The organism is Mycobacteroides immunogenum, assembly GCF_001605725.1.
In the GTDB taxonomy this organism is placed as follows: Bacteria; Actinomycetota; Actinomycetes; order Mycobacteriales; family Mycobacteriaceae; genus Mycobacterium; species Mycobacterium immunogenum.
This window is the reverse complement of the sequence record NZ_CP011530.1, coordinates 3,772,545-3,790,756: the sequence shown is the minus strand read 5'-3', so window position 1 is coordinate 3,790,756 and position 18,212 is coordinate 3,772,545. Positions and strand designations below refer to the sequence as shown.

Genomic DNA, 18,212 nt, shown 5'->3' with positions numbered 1-18,212 from the left:
GTATAGGCCGCTCGTAGGCTGCATACCGAGATCGTGATGTCAAGGTTGGGAGCGGACATCGCATGAAAGAAGGACGGCACACAAGTGCGGGTGGGTGTATCGGTGCTCGGGCCGTTGGCCGTCACCGTGCATGGCTCCAGTGGTGCGATCGCGGTGCCGATCACGGCCGCCAAACATCGGTCACTGCTGGCCGCACTGGTGACGGCCAAAGGCAGGGCCGCCTCCTTTACGGCGATCGCCGAGCATCTCTGGGGGGATGAGCCGCCGCGGAACGCGCGTTCGGCGGTCCATGTGCACGTGGCGCGGCTGCGCCGTGTGCTGGACACCGCCGCACCGGGGGCCGGTTCGGTCATTGTGTCGACCACACATGGTTATCGTCTGGATGTCGCCGAAGATGACGTCGACATCGGGCAGGTCCGGCAGTTGGTCGCACGCGCGGATTCAGCACGCCGGCAATCCGACGTTCTGCTGGAGAACGAGCACGTGACCGCGGCGCTCGCGCTATGGCGCGGCGCCCCGTTTGAGGACGTGGAGTCCGTCGCGATCGCGCATGCCGAGGCGGTCAGATGGGACGAGCACCGGACCGCGCTCGTGGAACGGGCGTTTGGCGTGGCGCTTGATCTCGGTAGGCACGCTGCCGTTCTCGGCGAGCTGCGCGCGGAGCTGCGCGCGCACCCCCTGCGTGAACGACTTGCCGAACAGTTGATGCTTGCGTCGTACCGGTGCGGGAGGCAGGCCGAGGCTCTCGAGGTCTACCGCGGGTTGGTGAGAAGGCTTACCGAGGACCTGGGCATAGATCCGGGCGAGCGGGCGCAGCAGCTGTTCACTCAAATCCTGACGCAAGATCCTGCCCTGGATCTGGTCGTGGCCGGCACCCACCAGGACTCGCCGCAAAATGACGCGTCCGAGGCGTACTGCACGTTACCGCGTTCTCGTGCCCGGCTTTTCGGCCGGGATGACGAGCTCGCGGCATTGGCCGGATATCTCGCGGTGGACCGCCCCGACGTGACAGTGATTGCCGGCCCGCCCGGCAGCGGCAAGACCGCATTGGCCGTATCCGCGGCCTTGGCGAGCGCGGACAGGTATCCCGATGGCCAGTGGTTCGTGCAGGCCCACGATATCGGCGCGGGCGCGCTGGCCCGGGAACTGTTGGTGCATGCGGGATTGGGGGCCAACGGAATCCCGGATGAGCCGGCGGCACGGTGCGCACTGGTGCGGCGTATCTTGGCACGCAAGACGATTCTGCTTGTCATCGACGACGTCATCGCAGTCGGCGAGGTTGCCTCATTGCTGCCCGGATCGGGAGCTTCCGCTGTGCTCCTGACAAGCAGGTCGGCATTGCCCGAGCTGTCCTCAGCACACGAAGCGAACCTGATCAGGTTGGGCTCCCTGACTCCGGAATCAGCGAACAAGCTTCTTGCCGAGGCGATTGGGGGCTTCGAATCCACTCCGGGAACTGGCGAACTCGAAGAGATCGCGGAGCTGTGCGGTTACAACCCTGCCTCGTTGCATGCGGTTGCCGCAGGTATCAGAGGACGCCCATCTCGGCACCGCGCTGCCGTGGTCGCGGAGCTGCGCAATGGCCGGGTGCCTGGAGTGCATGAGCTCGAGCTAGGCCGGCTGGGTGACGCCAGCCGTGAGCTCGCGCATGCGATGAGTCTGGTGGCCGGTGGTCATTTTGTACGTGAATCCCTTTCGGCCCTGGTCGGATTCACGGCCGCCGAGATAGCGCGCTCGCTCGACGAGCTTGCGCATTCCCATGTGATCACTGAGTTCGAAGACGGCACGGTCGCGTTGTCGGGTGGAGTCGCTACGCAATTGGCGGCCCGCCCGCTTACCGCTGGATACGAGCGGGCTCTGGACCGGCTCGCCGTCTGGTACCTGGAGGGCCCCGACTACCCTTCGCGTTCCTTCAGCCTGCGTCACCGGCTCACCATGCTGGCATTGGTACATCCGGCATCGGGATTGTCCGCGCGGCCGCGGCTTGCGCTGTCGGCCTTCGCGCTGAGCAAATTCGACATTGCCAGCGGTGACCCAGACGTGTATGCGGTTGCCGCACACGGAGCATCGGCCGCGCGTGAGCTTGGCGATCACTTCCAATTCACCAGGTTCGCCGATGTGACGCGGCGGCTGCGCGATGGTGTCTCGGCGACCGGTGAGCTGTGGCTCCCGGGCCAAGATTCGGCTGCCGCGCGGGCGGACGCGGATCGAGAGGCCCTGGAGGGACACCTGCGGCGTGCGCTCCACCTCGCTGAGGAGGTGGAGAGTTCCGACCGAATCGCGAATTTATATGCATACCAATCAGATAACCTGGCACGCATTGGGCACGCTCTTGTCGGTTTGAATCGGTTGGACGAGGCGTCGGTGGTCCACCACCGGGCCTTACGGGTGGCCAAGGACAATCACAACCCCTATGCGCTGGCCACCGCACATCTCAATCTCTCCACCGTCCTGCTCTTGGAGGAGGAGTTCGCAGTCTCGCGCCAGCACGCGGCCACGGCGGTCGGAATGTTCCGGGAACTAGAGGAACCCGCGGGTGAAGCACGCGCGTCCGTCGCTTTGGGCGATGTGCTGCGCGCAACGCGAATGTTGGAGGAATCCGAGGCGCAGCACAAGCACGCGCTGGATATCGCGGAGGGCTTGTCGGATGTGCGGATCGAGGTGGAAGCAATGATCGGGTTGGCTCTGACGTACCGCTATCTCAACGACCCGAAGCGAGCCCTGGCGCATGGTGCCCAATCGACGCAGCGCGCGTCGCAGGCTGGATTGCGGGTACTGGAAGGCCGTGCACTGGGCGTGCACGCGGTCAATCATCTGTTCGCGGGCAGCCCGCACCGCTCGCGTGTGCTCATCCGGGCTGCGGTGGAGATACACGACGACACAGGGCATGAGCTCGAAAGGCAGTGCGCGTTGCGGTGGATGTCGATCGCTGAGTCAGGGGGCGCGCGGCCAGTAAGCGAGAGGTAAGCGATACCGGTGAGACTGGGCGCTGTGCAGAGTGTCCGAGTCTATCCGTCGCCACGTCGCGGGCTTGCCCGCGCTGCGGCAGCGGCCGTGTTGTGGGCAGCTCTCACGTCCGCGTGCGCCCCGATAGAGGATCAGATCTCCGACGGGCCGCCCCGCAGTGGCGGGACGCTCAGGATCGCCATCGGGGCAGCCATTGATTGCTTCGACCCTCAGGTCAGCCCTTCAGACGAGACGCCCGCGATCATGCGCAACGTGTACGACTCCCTGGTCAAAGCCCAGCCCGATGGCTCGTTCAGGCCATGGCTGGCTACTTCGTGGTCGGTTTCGCCGGACGGGACGGTGTACACGTTCCGGCTCCGGACCGGGGTGACGTTCCATGACGGAACCCCGTTCGACGCACAGGCGGTCAAACAGAACTTCGACAGGATCGTCGCTCCGCGGACAGCGTCGCAGTACGCACGCACCCTCATCGGCCCGTACCGCTTCACCGAGGTGGTGCGCCCGGATGTGGCGGTGGTACATCTCAGAGAGCCGTATAGCCCCTTCCTGCAGGCAGTTTCGACAGCCAACTTGGGATTCCACTCGCCGGCTTCCTTCGCGGCGCACGAAAATCTGTGCGCGGGGGGCCCGCAACAAGTCGGGACTGGGCCGTTTATTTTCGCGCAGCGGGCCACTGCGGAAGGCTTTCGGCTGACGCGCAATCCTGCGTACGACTGGCCGCCGGTAGGGAAGCGCCGTGGCACTGCGTACCTGGATGAGGTGGAGTATCGAGTTCTGCCGGAGAGTTCGACCCGCGTGGGGTCCCTGGTGAGTGCTGATGTTGACGTCATCGACCAGGTGGCCACCACCGACATCGACACCTTGGAGACCATCCGCGGTGTGGCAGTACATCGTGCCGAACCCACCGGAATCCCCTACACCTATTTTTTCAACACCACGCGGAGCCCGTTCAACGATGTGCGGGCCCGTACCGCCATATCGCAAGCTGCCGATCTGAATACTCTGACCAGCAGCATCTTTCAGGGAAAGTACCGTCCCGCGCAGTCGCCTCTCAATGCGGCCACAGCGCGCGGGTCCAATGGTCACTTCACGGGTTCATACGATCCGGCCAGCGCCGGACGCATCCTCGATGAGTTGGGCTACACCGGGCGTGATGGCGAGGGTTACCGCACCAAGGCCGGTGAACGGTTGACTGTGTCACTCATCTACGACCCCACATATCAGCGGCCAGAGCGGGTTGTCTTCGATACCGGGCTACAGGACGCACTGCGCAAATTGGGAGTGCGATTGGAACTGGTGGCGATTGGGAATGGCAGCTATATCCAGGTGCGCAACGCCGGCGCATACGATCTTGTGGGATTCGGTTGGAGCGGTGACGATCCCGACATTCTGCGCACCATTTACGGGTCTGGTCAACAGTTCACCGACGGCGGCGCGAACGGAGCTCGGGTACACGATCCCGGGCTCGACGCGCTCTTGAGAGAGGGTCTACGCACCCTTGATCCGGCCGTACGTTCACAGATCTACCGCGGGGTTCTGGACAAGATCAGCGAGTCGGCGTATGGCATGCCGGCCTACGCCGCCCCGGTTGTGACCGCATACCGAAAGCGCGTGCGCGGCCTGGACTACTGGTCCGACAATGTCTTGCCGGTGCTGTATGACACGTGGACGCAGAGCTCATGAGATTCCTGCGTGGTCTGCCGCCTTGGGCGCGTGAGACGGCCGAGCGCCTCGCGGGAATCACCGTTGTCGTGTGGGGAGCGGCGACGATGTCGTTTGTGGCGCTGCAACTGATGCCCGGCGATACCGTCGATGCCTTGTTGGGCCCGAATGTCGCGGCCACGCCGGAACTTAGGAATGAGGTCGTCAGCGCACTGCATTTGGATCGCCCACTGGGGCAGCGATATTTCGCCTTCCTCGGGCAGATCGCGACGGGGGACTTTGGGCAAAGCTATCGCCTCGGTCGTCCTGTCTCCGATGTCTTGGCTGAGAGCATCGGGTCCACGGCGCAGTTGGCCATTGTGGCGATGGTCTTCACCACGGTCCTCGCCCTGGGGCTGGCCGTGCCCTGGGCACTCGGAGGACGAGGGGCGCGCGGCATTCTCACGGTGGTGGAGTTGATCGGGAGCTCGCTACCCAGCTATTGGTTGGGCATCGTCGTCATCGGTGTGTTCGCGTTTCGGCTGCGGTGGTTGCCGGCGGCGGGCAGTGGAACGGCTGACGCGGTGATCCTGCCCGCCTTTGCGTTGGCCTTGCCGATCGGATGTGTGATGGCGCGGGTGCTGCAGGATTCGTTCGAGCGGTCGGCAGCAGCACCGTTCACGCTTACCGTGCGAGCACGTGGTGTCTCCTGGTTGGGCGTGACAGTGCGCCATCACCTCCGGCACGCCGCCGCTTCGGTGATCACCTTGGGTGGCTGGACCCTCGCAAGCTTTCTCGGTGGCGCCGTGATCATCGAAGTCGTCTTCGCTCGTGCAGGTTTCGGGCGAACTCTGGTAGATGCGGTGTCAACCCGGGACATGCCTGTCGTCACGTCGATCACCGTGTTGTGCGCGCTGCTGTTTGGGGCATTGAATTGGGCAATCGACCTCGTGAACCGCCGCATCGACCCGAGGCTTCGCTGATGGCCGGCGGGGTGTTGGCTTTAGCCGGACCGCGGGTTCGGATGGTGCCCAATCTGCGGCTATCGCTGCTGACAGCGTCCTTGATCCTTCTGGTGGTGTTATTGGCCGCGGCATTCCCTGGTCTCTTCGCGCCGGCTGATCCGACCGCTACGGACTACACCGTGGTGCTGCGGCCGCCCAGCGCGGACCATCCGTTCGGCACCGATCAGCTCGGACGTGATGTCTATACCCGGGTAGTACACGGGACTCGTACCTCGGTCGTCATCGGATTCGGCTCCACCGGGCTGGCGCTGGCGGTCGGCGCGGCCGTGGGACTGGTCGCGGCGTTTGGTTGGCGGGGAGTCGATTTCACGGTGATGAGGATTGTCGATATAGGCCTTGCCTTCCCATCGGTGCTGTTGTCGTTGCTCGTCCTGGCAGTGCTCGGACCGGGCGCACTCAACGTCTTGGTCGCGATCGCCATCAGCTCGATTCCTGGCTACGCGCGGCTGATTCGCACAGAGGCGCAACGGGTTCGCGCGGCGAACTACGTACGCAGCGCGATAGGTTTGGGCGTCCGCCCCGCGAGGATTTTGCGTACGCACATCCTGCCGAACGCCTTAGGGCCGGCACTTGTACTGGCTACGATCAGTGCGGGCACAAACATCATTGTCGCCGCCGGACTGAGCTTCCTCGGTTTCGGTGCGGCGGCGCCCGCACCGGAATGGGGTCGAATTCTGGCCGACGGGCGGTCCGTATTGGCGGGGGCCTGGTGGATGTCGGTTTTCCCGGGTGCCGCTATCACGCTGGTGGTTATTGCCATCACCGTGCTCGGTAATGCCTTTGAACGAAAGCGCTCCGGGCTATGAGCGCGCTGGTAGACGCCGAAGGACTCACCGTGCGATACGGCACCGAGGTGGCGGTGTCGAGTGTTGACATGTCGGTCAGCCGGCACGAATGTGTCGCAGTCATAGGAAGTTCCGGTGGCGGGAAGAGCACCGTCGCGAAGGCGCTCGCCGGCCTGCTGGGGAGTGCCGCGACACTAGACGCCGCACGGTTGGAGATCGACGGCACCGATGTGCGCGGATTCACCGAACGGCAGTGGAACCGGCTGCGGGGACGCACGGTGGGTTTCGTCTTACAAGATGCCTTGGTGTCGCTGGACCCCTTGCGCACTATCGCGCATGAGCTGACAGAAGCCGTCGCGCCGAACCGCACCGTCGCCGCAGCGGCGCGGCGCGAAGCGGCGGTTGCGCTCTTGTCGCGAGTGGGCGCGGAACACCTCGCTGAACGGCTGGACGCGTACTCCCATCAGCTCTCGGGCGGTGAGCGTCAGCGCGTTCTCATCGCGTCGGCCCTCGCGGCAGATCCGGCTCTGCTGGTGGTAGACGAGCCGGTGACCGCACTCGATGCGGTGACACGTGCGGGTATCCGGGACTTGCTGGCGCAATTGCGTGACGAAGGGCTGGGTGTCGTGCTGGTCAGTCATGATCTGGAGTTTGTGGGGCACCTAGCGGACCGGATCCTGGTGCTTGACAGGGGAGTTCCGGTAGAGACGGGGACCGCTCATGCTGTGTTGAATGCGCCACGGCATCCCGCCACCACGAGGCTGGTACGCGCGGCCGCGTCGACGCGTTCGCCTGCGCCAACAGTCGCCGAAGGAGCCCCGGTTCTAGTGCTGCGCGACGTCGGCAAGCGGTACCACAATGGTGTGGGTGGTGTGGATTCGGTCTCGTTGACAGTCCACTCGGGTGAGGCCGTGGGCTTGATAGGTGGGTCGGGCTCGGGAAAATCCACCACCGCACACTTGGCATCGGCATTCACCGAGCCGGACATCGGTGTTGTCGAGCTCGCAGGGATGCGCTGGAGCGGGGTGTCCGAACGCTCACGCCGGCCGCTACGACATCGCATCCAGCTGATCGACCAAGATACGTCGGGAGCTTTCGATCCCCGATACCGGGTACGAAGAATTCTGGGGGAAGCGCTGGAAGCGAAGGGAATTCGTAGGCCGGATGAACACGACGCGCGAATCGCCGCACTGCTTTCGAGAGTCGGGTTGAGCCCTGTCCTGGCTGCTCGACGCACGCAGACGCTCAGCGGCGGCCAGCGTCAACGTGTCGCCATCGCGCGTGCGCTGGCAATGAATCCTGAGGTACTGGTGTGCGACGAAGTGGTATCAGCACTCGATCCGGTGAGTCAGGCCGGCATCCTGGACGTGCTCAACGGGCTGCGGGGCAGCGGGGTGGGCTTGCTCTTTGTTTCGCATGACGTACACGTGGTGCGTTCTCTGTGCTCACGCGTGGCGGTGATGAAGAACGGACGCATTGTGGAAGAAGGTCTTACCGAAGCAGTCTGGGGCTCTCCGCAGCACCAATACACCCGCCAACTACTGGCGGCCGGACGCGGAGATCGTGCGGTCGGCAGTAAGGAAACAGAACAGGAGATGTCACTGACATGAGTGAGATCATCGGTGGAATTCTGTCGGCGCCTCCGCCGGGAGAGACTGAATTTGACAGGCGTACAGCACATTTCCTTGCAGATCCACGAGCCCGGGACGTTGATCCGGGGCATATCCTGCGGCAGGCCGGCTTTGACGAAGAGGCTGGATACGACCGGTCGCTCATCCATGTCTACAGTGCATGGGCAGACCCGTGGCTCATCGCGGCTCACGCCGCGACCGCCACAGCACGTACCGGACTCACGGTCGCGCACCGTCCGGGAGTTATCGCGCCCACGGTCGCGGCGCGCTCTTTCGCCACCCTGGACAACCTCAGCGCGGGGCGGGCAGCGGCTCACGTCGTCGTAGGTTCCAGTGATGTCGATGTCCGGCGTGATGGCGATTTCCTGAGCAAGGCGCAGCGATACGACCGCGCCCGCGAGTATCTGGAACTCTTTGTGAAGACGCTCACCGCAACGGAACCCTTTGACTATGAGGGTAAGTGGTACCAGGTAGAGGACGCCTGGGCCGGTTTTCGCCCGGTGCAACAGCCCGCCCCGCCGATCTCGATCGGAGGGTCTTCTCAGGAAGCGAAAGCCTTGGCCGCCCGATTTGGGTATGCCTACGCCGGGACCTTCCCGTCGTTGGATGCCGCGAGTGCCATCAGGTCGGAGGTCGACGCACTGGCGGCTGAGCATGGTCGCGAACTGCATTACTGGAAGCAGTTTTTTGTGATCTTGGGGGACACCGATCACGAGGCACGCGATGCCGCAGGGGCATTTCGGGCGCGAGGAGCTGAGCTCTTGCGCCGGCGTTCGGATGAGGTGTTGGGGTCGTCGGCGCAGTTGGCGCGCAACCGTGAGCGCGATCTCCGCCACGTCGCGGACACCCGTGATGCGGCGCTTCGGCATCTTGACGCCACCTTCGACGGCCTAGTTGTGGGTTCGGTGTCGACCGTCGCGGAGCTCATAGATGGATATCGCCGCGCCGGTATCGACATCGCGCAGGTGGTCGCGCTCACCGAGACGGAGGAGGACCGCAAATTGCGGTCGCGATTGATTGCCGAGCTGCGCCGGTAAGTGAACTTCTTGAGGGTGTCGCCAGGGTGAGTAATCTCATCACTGGGTGTCTTGCGTGCATACTTAGTTGCGTAGATGCAATTTGCCGCCACGTATTTTAAGTGTCGATTTCGAATGCCTTAATTTCCTCTCCACGACCTAAATGCAGGTCTGTGCCTTAGTTTCGTATCATCAACCTGGGGTTGAGTGGCATCATCTACGTTTGCTGCAATTCGAAATATTCGATCTGGTGGAGAATAATTGTAGGTTGTGTGAATTGCTGAATAGATGATGATCCTTCAATCTTTGGAGAATGGAAGGGTCATGTTTTTTATGGGGAGAATTGCGTCGCGAATTGTTCGGGGTGGAATTGCCGCCGTGATGATGGTGGCAGTGCTCGGCGCGGCCGCGGTGGCGGCGCCCGGTGCGGCGTATGCGGGCCTGGACGACGAGCTGACCTTGGTGGACGGTAAGGGCCGTCTGCTGCGGATCCAGCAGTGGGACACGTTCTTGAACGGTGTTTTTCCGTTGGATCGCAACAGGTTGACGCGCGAATGGTTCCATTCGGGTCGTGCGGTCTACGAGGTGACCGGCGCCGGTGCCGACGCGTTCGAAGGCACGCTGGAGTTGGGCTATCAGGTGGGTTATCCGTGGTCATTGGGGGTGGGTCTGAACTTCAACTACACGACGCCCAATGCCTCGGTTCTTTATGGCATTCCCAATGTTTTCGGTAGTTCGCCAGAGAGTTCGTACGTGCAGACCACTAACCTGTTGCCCTCGGCGGGCATCAATGTCGATCTTGGTAACGGTCCCGGCATTCAAGAGGTAGTCACCTTTTCGGTGGCCATCAGCGGACCCAAGGGGGCGGTGGCGGTGAGCAATGCGCACGGCACGGTGACCGGTGCGGCCGGTGGTGTGCTGCTGCGGCCATATGCCCGGCTGGTTAGTTCCGTGGGCGACAGTGTCACCACCTACGGCGATACCTGGGATATGAAATAGATTGCTGGAGTTTGGCTCTCCTTCGGTGTGTACCCAAACGTCGGCTGATTCAGGCGATCCAAACCGTCTTGATGTTGCAGAACTCTCGGATGCCGTGCGCCGAGAGTTCGCGGCCGTACCCGGAGCGTTTGATACCGCCGAAGGGGACCTCGGGATATGAAACGGTCATACCGTTGATGAAGACCTGTCCGGCGTCGAGACCGTTGATGAACCACTGTTGCTCTGTTTCCTCGCGTGTCCAGGCGTTGGCGCCGAGACCGAAGGACGTGTCGTTGGCGATGTCTATTGCTTCGTCGATATCGGTTGCGCGGTATACCGAGGCGACCGGGCCGAACACCTCTTCGCCGAATATCGGCATCTCCCTGGTGATGTCGGTGAGGACGGTCGGCGGGTAGAACCATCCGGGCCTCTCTGGTCGTACACCTCCGCAGCGGACGGTGGCACCGGCAGCGACGGCCTGCTGGACCTGTTTGTCGACCTCGTCGCGGCCCTGCTCGGTGGCCAGCGGCCCGATATCGGTGGCCGGGTCGGTGGGATCGCCCACCCGCAGGGAGGCCATGGTGTCGACGAACTTAGCCAAGAAGTCGTCGTAGATATCGCGATGGGCGATGAACCGCTTGGCGGCAATGCAGGATTGGCCGTTGTTCTGGACTCTGGCCGTGACCGCGGTCGAGACGGCCTTCTCCAGGTCCGCTGACGGCATCACGATAAACGGGTCGCTGCCACCGAGCTCCAGCACAGTGGGCTTGACTTCATCACCGGCAATCGCGGCCACGGAACGCCCCGCCGGTTCGCTTCCGGTGAGTGTGGCGGCCGCCACTCGCGGGTCGCGCAGAATCCGTTCCACCGCACCGGCGGGCACCAGCAGTGTCTGGAAGCAGCCGTCGGGAAAGCCGCCGCGAGCGATCACATCGGCGAGATACAGCGCGGACTGCGGCACATTCGAGGCGTGCTTGAGTAGGCCCACGTTGCCGGCCATCAGCGCGGGCGCCGCGAATCTCACCGCCTGCCAGAGAGGGAAGTTCCATGGCATCACCGCCAGTACCACCCCAAGCGGCTGGTACTGGGCGTAGGCTTGGGAGGCATTGACCGCAACCGCGTCGGCCGATTCCGGGGCAAGCATCGCTTGGGCGTGCTCGGCGTAGAATCGAAACCCCTTGGCGCACTTGAGAACCTCGGCCTTGGCCGAGGCTAAAGTCTTGCCCATCTCCAGCGTCATCAGGGCCGCGACATCATCGGCCTCGGCTTCCATGAGATCAGCGGTGGCTGTTGCCCAGGCAGTTCGCTCCGCGAAACTGGTTGTGCGGTATCGCCTGAACCGCTCGTGTGCGCGTCCGATAGCGGCGTCGATTTCTGCCTCGGATGCTGGAGCAAAGGTCTTGATCGTCTCTCCGGTGGCCGGGTTGATCGTTGCGATAGGCATGTCTCCAGAGTGCCACTACCGTAGGAAAGATGAGCACAGCTGCCCAATTAATGGTGAAGTGTTTGGAGAACGAGGGTGTCTCCGTGGTCTTCGGGATACCGGGGGAGGAGAACATCCGGTTTATCCAGGCGCTCGCGGCATCGGACATCCGCTACATCCTCACCCGCCATGAGCAGGGTGCGGCCTTCATGGCGGAAATGTATGGCAGGGTGACCGGGCGTGCCGGAGTGGTGTCCGCCACGCTGGGTCCGGGGGCGATCAACCTGCAGCTGGGAGTCGCCGACGCTTCCACGAACAGCACGCCTCTGGTCGCGATTTCTGCCCAGGTAGGGCAGGACCGGGCCTACAAGGAATCTCATCAGTACGTCGACCTGGTGGCGATGTTCCGTCCGATCACCCGCTGGGCCGACGGTGTGCCGACCGCTCGGGCCATCCCAGAGATGTTCCGCAAGGCCTTTAAGCTCGCGGAGACCGAGCGGCCCGCTGCCGTCTTTCTGGCGGTGCCCGAGAACATCGACGCCGACGGCGCCGACTACGAATTGAATCCTTTGCCGCGCAATGTGGTGCACGCCGAAGCCCCGATGGCCGGTCAGGTGTTGCGTGCGGTCGACATCCTGCGGCGGGCGCGGCGGCCGGTGGTGCTTGCCGGTCACGGCGCCGCCCGAGGTGGTGCGACGGCCGCCTTGATCCGGTTCTCCGAAGAGCTCGGTGTGCCGGTGGCCAATACCTTCCACGGTAAGGGCGCGATGCCCGACGACCATCCCAACAGCATGGGGACCGTCGGCTTCATGCGGCGCGACTACGCCAACTTCGGCTTTGAGCACGCCGACGTGATTGTCGCGGTGGGATATGAGCTGCAAGAGTTCGACCCGGTCCGCATCAACCCGCTGGGAGACAAGGAGATCATCCACATCCATCGGTTTCCCGCGGAAGTCGACGCGCACTATTCGGTGTCGGTGGGAATCATCGGTGATATCAGCGCCTCGGTTGATGCGCTCACCGACGCCCTCGCCGGGCACCGGTTCGACGGCAACTCCGCACCGGGATCCGCCCTGCTGGCCGAAGAATTCTCCCGGGGACAGCAGGATTCACGTTTCCCGATGGCGCCGCAGCGGATCGTGGCGGACATCCGGGCGACCCTGGGCCGCAGTGATGTCGTGCTTGTCGATACCGGAGCCACCAAGATGTGGATGGCGCGGCTCTACCCGACCTATGAGCCCAACACCTGTCTTGTGTCTAACGGTCTGTCCACCATGGGTTTCGCGCTGCCCGGGGCGCTCGGCGTGAAGCTGGCCCGCCCCGATGCGAAGGTTTTGGCCGTCGCCGGTGACGGCGCGTTCCTGATGAACTCGCAAGAGATCGAGACCGCGGTACGCGAGCGGATTCCGCTGGTGGTTTTGATCTGGGAGGACGGCGGCTACGGACTCATCGAGTGGAAGATGGACCTCGAACTTGGTGAACACCATCATGTCTCATTCACCAACCCCGATATCGTCTCCTACGCGGAGAGTTTCGGGGCCAAGGGTTATCGCATTACCGCCGCCGACCAACTACAGCCGACGCTGCGGGCCGCCCTGGACAGTGACGGCGTTTCGCTCATCGCCTGCCCGGTCGACTACTCGGAGAATCTGAGGCTTACCGATCGGCTGGGGCAACTGGACGCGACGCTGTAGCGCGCGGCTATCGCGGCGGCCGATTCCCGGACAGAACCGGAAGCACGTGCTCCGCGAGCAACGGCGCCAAATCCGCGGGGTAGGGCTCATCGAGTGGCTGCCATCGCAGTTCTTCGATCTCGGCGGCCGGTTGGCTCACCGACACCGGTGGATGCTCGAAGACTGTTGACTCGACTTCGAATCCCGGCTCATTGGCAGCCGCGGCGCGGAAGACCCCGAGTGGCCGCAGGGCCGCCGCCTCCAAATGGACCGACAGCTCTTCGTGGACCTCGCGCACCGCGGTCTGTACGGCTGTTTCGCCGGTGTCGGGCTTGCCGCCGGGCAGCATGAATCGGCTGCTGCCGCGTTTTCGGACGGTCAGAACCGCGCCGCGGGCATCACGCAGCACCACGGCGCTGACCCGAATGGTGCGGTTCTTGTCACTGGTGCACACACGGCCAGCTTAGAAGCCGCCAGGGGACAGTCGGCTAGACCTCGAATGCGGCGGCATATTTGATCTGTCCGGTCGGCGTCGGTCGCTTGGGATCGAGCGTCAATGCCAGGAAGCTTTCGTCGGCGACATCGAACCCCGCCGTGATGCCAAAGGCGGATGCCGGTGTGAATCCAAAACGCGGGTAGTAGAGGGCATGCCCGAGCACCACCACCAGGTTCTCGCCGAGGCTACGGGCACGATCGAGCCCGGCGTAAATCGCCGCGGATCCGGCCCCCGTGCGCTGAAACATAGGCAGGACGGCGCACGGGGCCAAGGCCAGCGCGGGTTTCCCGCCCACGGTGCAGCGGGTGAGAAGTGCGTGCGCCACGATTCGTTCTTCGGAATCGACAGCGACAGTGGACAGGCCTTCGATCCATGCACCCGTGTCCGCACGCAGCGCGTCGACCAGTTTGGCTTCGTCATCGGTGGGGAAGGCCGCCGTGTTGACCTCGCGTATCACCGCGACATCGCAGGGCCGTTCGGCGCGGGTCGCCCACGGTGTCATGCCCGTATCCCTCGTCTCAAGTGCTCCAGCTACCTTGCGTCGCTGCGTATTTCGCGCATCCTAATGACACCGGCTAGCTCGCGCACCCGATTATTTGCAGACGACCGGCATGCGCTTTGCTGCCGGGAGCCGCACGGTCTCTCGACTCATTTCGCTGCGCGTTTGCAGGCCACCGTGATGTAGGCGATCTGGTGGTCGATGTCGTGACTCCAGGCCACCCCGCCGCGGGTACCCGCACCATCGCCGACGCCGCCACCAGCCTTGGTCTGCGTGGTGGTGTCCGCCCATACGGCAGGGCCTATCCGGGTGCCGACGACCGAGCCGGCGTCCAAGGCGCAGTTGCCAATTCGCTCGTACTGAACTTTATAGCCCTGCGATTGGAGCTCGGCACCGAGTTCGCTGGGTTTTTGAGGAGATTTGGGTCCCGCGGATACGGGCGCCGCGCACAACAACGCTAGCGAAGTACATGCCGCGGCCGACAGGCCGAGGGTAGATTCCAACATGCCACACCTTCCTTGGAGTGGTTCTGAAGGCGTTGGCGGCGGGAGACTTTGGCGAGAAAACCGCCGCCAACGCTTGTGTGAGATTGCACCGTTACGCACAACGGCAGCTGATCTCCAGGCATTCCCCGATCGGTGAGGCCACGCTCACATAGCCGTTTTCTGGGGTCCGGATGTATTCCAGATATGGCTTGCTGCTTGCGAATCCGACGTTGTCGGCGACGACGAGCGCACCTGGTGCGAGCTTGTCTTCCAGGATTTTGAGGATCGGCAGGTCGAGGTCCGGCCATCCGTCCAGCAGTAGGAAGTCTATCGGACCGTCAACGGTTTTCAGGGTTTCCCTGGCGTCGCCTTCCAGGATGGTGATGAGGTCGGATACCCCAGCCTCGGCGAAAGTCGCACGTGAAGCGGCGATTTTCGCCGTGTTCAACTCGGTGGTGATGATGCGGCCAAACCCATTGTCGCGAACAGCTGCGGCCGAATGCAGGGTGGAGATTCCGTAGGAGAGCCCGTATTCGACGATGGTCTTCGGCTTGATCGCGCGAACCAGGCTGTAAAGCAGCCGACCCGCATCGGGAGCGACGGGAACGTAGGTGTTCTGGAACAGCTCGACGCGCTCCTCGACGGATTTCTGGTGGAAGGTGTCCCGGTCGGCGGGAGGGGCGTCATGTGAGGCGCTCTCGAAGAGCCGGTTCACGATCGTGGCGAAATGAGGTTCATGAAGTGTGGTTGTCATGAAACTTAGAATAGACGCAACGTCTCGTCTAATCTAGAGTAGTGATTCCATGAACGTTGTGAATGAGGCGGTGGAACGGCACGGGGCCGATACCTCGCGCCGTCATTTTGGAAACCGGCACGGGCGCAGTGAGGCTGCGCGGGAAGCCGTTATTCACGCCGCTGACGATCTGCTGGTTGCCAAGGGCTATGCCGGGGTCACCATGGAGGGCATTGCCAGGGCCGCGGGTGTGGCCAAGCAGACCGTTTACCGATGGTGGAGTTCAAAGGCCGACGTGCTGATGGACGTCTTCCTGGAAGATGCCGCTGCCCAGCTCGATCCGCCGGATCTGGGTGGTCTCGCTGTTGATCTGAAGAATCACCTGGCCGCCACCGCGAGGTTCTTGACGGCCGATGACGCGGGCGCGGTGTTCCGCGCCCTCATCGGCCAGTCTCAGCATGACGCGCAGCTGGCCGACGCGTTCCGGTCTCGCTATCTGCGCGAACAGCAGGCGCGGGACCAGATTCCGTTTACCCGTGCTGTCGAACGGGGCGAACTGCCCGCCGATGTCGAGGTTGCCCGGCTGGCTGAGCAGCTGGTGGCGCCGCTGTACTACCGCGTCATCGTGACCGGGGAGCCGGTGGACGACAGTTTCGTCGACGGCGTGGTCGAGGATTTCTTGCGCCGGCTGGAATAATGTCAACTAAGCTGACAGTATTCAGGTCATGACTGATCTGAATGATCCCGCCGCATTCCACGACAACGTCATGGCCCAGATTCGGGAGACCGGCGGTGCCGACGGGTTTTTCGCGCAGTTCGACATGTTGATCCTGCACACTGTGGGAGCGAAGTCGGGCCAGCCGCGTCAAAACCCAATGGCCTACCAGCCGGGCGGAGACGACGGTGAGTTCTACGTCTTCGCCTCCAACAATGGGCGCGATACGAGCTCGGCGTGGTACTACAACGCGCTGGCCCATCCGGACCGCGTAGAGGTGGAAATAGGTAGTGATCGTTACCGGGTGGCCGTACGCGATGTGGTGGGAGAGCAGCGGGATCGGATCTATGCGCGGCAGGCCGAGAGATTCGAGAACTTCGCGGAATACGAACGCAAGACCACTCGGGTGATTCCGGTACTGGGTCTCACGCGCGTGGATTAGCAGCTGAGACAGCTGGATTCACAAGCACTTCACAGCTGGGCGTGGAGGACTCGCCGGAGCATCCAGGGCCTGGTTGTCGGGTTTTTGCCGACCGGTACAGAACAATGGTCACTTGTTATGAGCGAACCAGATTCTCGCCAGGTGCAGCGCTGGGTGCTGTCGAAGGGCCGCCTGGTTGTGGGTGCCGCCGCCGCATGTGCAATGGCCATCACGGGTTTTGGTTGGGCCGGGTACAACACGACTGTCGGGCAGATCATCACCTCGCATGTACTGCCCGGGGTGCTCACGCCTGTGGGCCAAGATCAGAACATCCTGCTTATGGGGCTCGACAGCAGGCTCGATCAGAACGGACAGCCGCTGCCGCAGGACATGTACGACGCGTTGCATGCCGGTGACGAGACCTCGGGCGGCTACAACGCGAATGTGCTGATTGTGGTGCACATCCCCGGAAACGGTGGCCCCATCAGTGCGGTGTCGATCCCGCGAGACGACTACGTGAACCTGTCGGGGTGTCCGGGCTCGGTCTGCAAGGGCAAGGTCAAGCAGGCCTATGGGTTTGCTTACCAACAGGCGCTGGACGCACAGGCGAACGGCAGTTCCGATACGGCGGGCGCCAAAGATCTGACCGCCCGTGAGCAGGCTGCCCGCGAGGCGGGACGTAAGGCGCAGATCGATACGGTGAGCGCGTTTCTGGGGGTGCAGATCGATCACTTCGTCGAAGTGACACTCGCGGCGTTCTTTCAGATTGCCAAGACCGTGCAGCCGATAACGGTGTGCCTCAATCACGACACGATTGACGAGTTTTCCGGCGCCAACTTCCACGAAGGCGTTCAGCAGATCGATGCGTCCCAGGCAATGGCCTTCGTCAGGCAGCGGCGAGATGAAAACGACGGGTCGTTCACCGATATGGACCGCACTCGTCGTCAACAAGCATTCCTTGTCTCGCTTCTTGCCGCGGTGCGTAAGGGTGGCGCGATGTCCAATCCCGCCGCGATCCGCAACATTGTCAACGTCGCGCACGAGAATGTCGCCATCGATTCCGGGCTGAACATTGTTGACTTCGCCGCGCGTGCCTCGGAATTGACCAAGAGGCCGACCTCCTTCTACACGTTGCCCATCTCCGACTTCGGTGAAGACTCGAACGGCTCGGACGTCAATATCGTCGACCTGCCGACGATCCGGCAGATCGTCCATGATCGCTTCTCCTCCGATGCCGTGCCCGAAGCGCCGAGCGCAGCCGCGGCATCACCGGCCCAGCCCCTTTCGGCCCCGGTCGTGCTCAATGTTGTGAACGCGACATCGCGTGACGGGCTAGCCGCGGCGCTCGAAGACGCCTTCACCGCACGTGGGTTCACCCGCGGCCGCGCATCTACGGCGGAGACCCAGTCGTCCGACAGCTCCATCATGTATGGGGAAGGCGCGCAGGAGGGCGCGCAGGCCCTCGCAGATCAACTCCACCTACCCGTAACGGCATCTGGTGCGGTGGCACCCGGCACCGTGCAGCTGACGGTGGGATCGCAACTGTCCGTCGACGATTACATCGCACATCACAGTGCCGGTACCAAGAACAGCGCGTCGGGGGACACCGGCCAGACCGACAAGATGAGTGCGGTTGCCGCCACGGGGACGGGCGTGCAGGCGCCCGCTCCCACCGATCTGAGTCAGCTCACCGCGGACGGCATTCCCTGCGTCAAGTGACGCAT

16 protein-coding genes are annotated in these 18,212 nt (G+C 63.3%); 11 read left to right on the top strand and 5 right to left on the bottom strand.

What is annotated here, in order from left to right:
- The first annotated feature begins 84 nt into the window (after positions 1-84).
- The 7 genes from ABG82_RS18800 (at position 85) to ABG82_RS18770 (ending at position 10,064) form a co-directional block, all read left to right on the top strand.
- Positions 85-2,967, top strand: coding sequence for an AfsR/SARP family transcriptional regulator (locus ABG82_RS18800; RefSeq protein WP_043077842.1), 2,883 nt, complete (start codon positions 85-87; stop codon positions 2,965-2,967).
- Positions 2,968-2,991: 24 nt separating this feature from the next.
- Positions 2,992-4,650: an ABC transporter substrate-binding protein gene (locus ABG82_RS18795; RefSeq protein ID WP_043077843.1), complete on the top strand. Its 1,659-nt coding sequence runs from the start codon at positions 2,992-2,994 to the stop codon at positions 4,648-4,650.
- Positions 4,647-5,591 carry an ABC transporter permease gene (locus tag ABG82_RS18790; protein ID WP_043077945.1) on the top strand — a complete coding sequence of 315 codons (945 nt, stop codon included), beginning with the start codon at positions 4,647-4,649 and terminating at the stop codon, positions 5,589-5,591. The genes ABG82_RS18795 and ABG82_RS18790 overlap by 4 nt, the downstream gene beginning before the upstream one ends.
- Positions 5,591-6,439 (top strand): ABC transporter permease, encoded by an 849-nt coding sequence (locus tag ABG82_RS18785; protein ID WP_078343301.1) that lies wholly within the window; start codon positions 5,591-5,593, stop codon positions 6,437-6,439. The genes ABG82_RS18790 and ABG82_RS18785 overlap by 1 nt, the downstream gene beginning before the upstream one ends.
- A complete protein-coding gene (locus ABG82_RS18780; RefSeq protein WP_043077844.1) occupies positions 6,436-8,028 on the top strand; it encodes an ABC transporter ATP-binding protein in 1,593 nt (530 codons plus the stop codon). Before ABG82_RS18785 ends, ABG82_RS18780 begins: the two co-directional genes overlap by 4 nt.
- Positions 8,025-9,086, top strand: coding sequence for an LLM class flavin-dependent oxidoreductase (locus tag ABG82_RS18775; protein ID WP_043077845.1), 1,062 nt, complete (start codon positions 8,025-8,027; stop codon positions 9,084-9,086). The genes ABG82_RS18780 and ABG82_RS18775 overlap by 4 nt, the downstream gene beginning before the upstream one ends.
- 360 nt (positions 9,087-9,446) lie before the next feature.
- On the top strand, positions 9,447-10,064 hold the full coding sequence (locus ABG82_RS18770) for an MspA family porin (RefSeq protein ID WP_407661887.1): 618 nt from the start codon (positions 9,447-9,449) through the stop codon (positions 10,062-10,064).
- 49 nt (positions 10,065-10,113) lie between these two features.
- Here ABG82_RS18770 and ABG82_RS18765 read toward each other — a convergent pair whose 3' ends face one another.
- Positions 10,114-11,487, bottom strand: coding sequence for an NADP-dependent succinic semialdehyde dehydrogenase (locus tag ABG82_RS18765; protein ID WP_043077847.1), 1,374 nt, complete (start codon positions 11,485-11,487; stop codon positions 10,114-10,116).
- A gap of 29 nt (positions 11,488-11,516) precedes the next feature.
- Between ABG82_RS18765 and ABG82_RS18760 the strand changes: the two genes are divergently transcribed.
- Entirely contained in the window at positions 11,517-13,160 is a 1,644-nt protein-coding gene (locus tag ABG82_RS18760; RefSeq protein ID WP_043077848.1) for an acetolactate synthase large subunit, read from the top strand.
- Positions 13,161-13,167: 7 nt separating this feature from the next.
- On the opposite strand, the gene ABG82_RS18755 is transcribed toward ABG82_RS18760, so the two are convergent.
- The 4 genes from ABG82_RS18755 to ABG82_RS18740 all read right to left on the bottom strand — a co-directional run bounded on the left by ABG82_RS18755 (position 13,168) and on the right by ABG82_RS18740 (position 15,373).
- On the bottom strand, positions 13,168-13,521 hold the full coding sequence (locus tag ABG82_RS18755) for an NUDIX hydrolase (RefSeq protein ID WP_308213294.1): 354 nt from the start codon (positions 13,519-13,521) through the stop codon (positions 13,168-13,170).
- A 106-nt stretch (positions 13,522-13,627) separates the two neighbouring features.
- Positions 13,628-14,137 carry a GNAT family N-acetyltransferase gene (locus ABG82_RS18750; RefSeq protein ID WP_043077849.1) on the bottom strand — a complete coding sequence of 170 codons (510 nt, stop codon included), beginning with the start codon at positions 14,135-14,137 and terminating at the stop codon, positions 13,628-13,630.
- Between the two features lie 146 nt (positions 14,138-14,283).
- A complete protein-coding gene (locus tag ABG82_RS29000; RefSeq protein WP_043077850.1) occupies positions 14,284-14,469 on the bottom strand; it encodes a hypothetical protein in 186 nt (61 codons plus the stop codon).
- A 262-nt stretch (positions 14,470-14,731) separates the two neighbouring features.
- Positions 14,732-15,373 (bottom strand): O-methyltransferase, encoded by a 642-nt coding sequence (locus ABG82_RS18740; protein WP_043077851.1) that lies wholly within the window; start codon positions 15,371-15,373, stop codon positions 14,732-14,734.
- Between the two features lie 49 nt (positions 15,374-15,422).
- On the opposite strand from ABG82_RS18740, the gene ABG82_RS18735 reads away from it, so the two are divergent.
- From ABG82_RS18735 to ABG82_RS18725, 3 genes are all read left to right on the top strand, one after another.
- On the top strand, positions 15,423-16,049 hold the full coding sequence (locus tag ABG82_RS18735) for a TetR/AcrR family transcriptional regulator (protein WP_109475846.1): 627 nt from the start codon (positions 15,423-15,425) through the stop codon (positions 16,047-16,049).
- Between the two features lie 28 nt (positions 16,050-16,077).
- Entirely contained in the window at positions 16,078-16,509 is a 432-nt protein-coding gene (locus ABG82_RS18730) for a nitroreductase family deazaflavin-dependent oxidoreductase (RefSeq protein ID WP_043077852.1), read from the top strand.
- Positions 16,510-16,626: 117 nt separating this feature from the next.
- Positions 16,627-18,207 carry an LCP family protein gene (locus ABG82_RS18725; protein WP_043077853.1) on the top strand — a complete coding sequence of 527 codons (1,581 nt, stop codon included), beginning with the start codon at positions 16,627-16,629 and terminating at the stop codon, positions 18,205-18,207.
- The last annotated feature ends 5 nt before the right edge of the window (positions 18,208-18,212 follow it).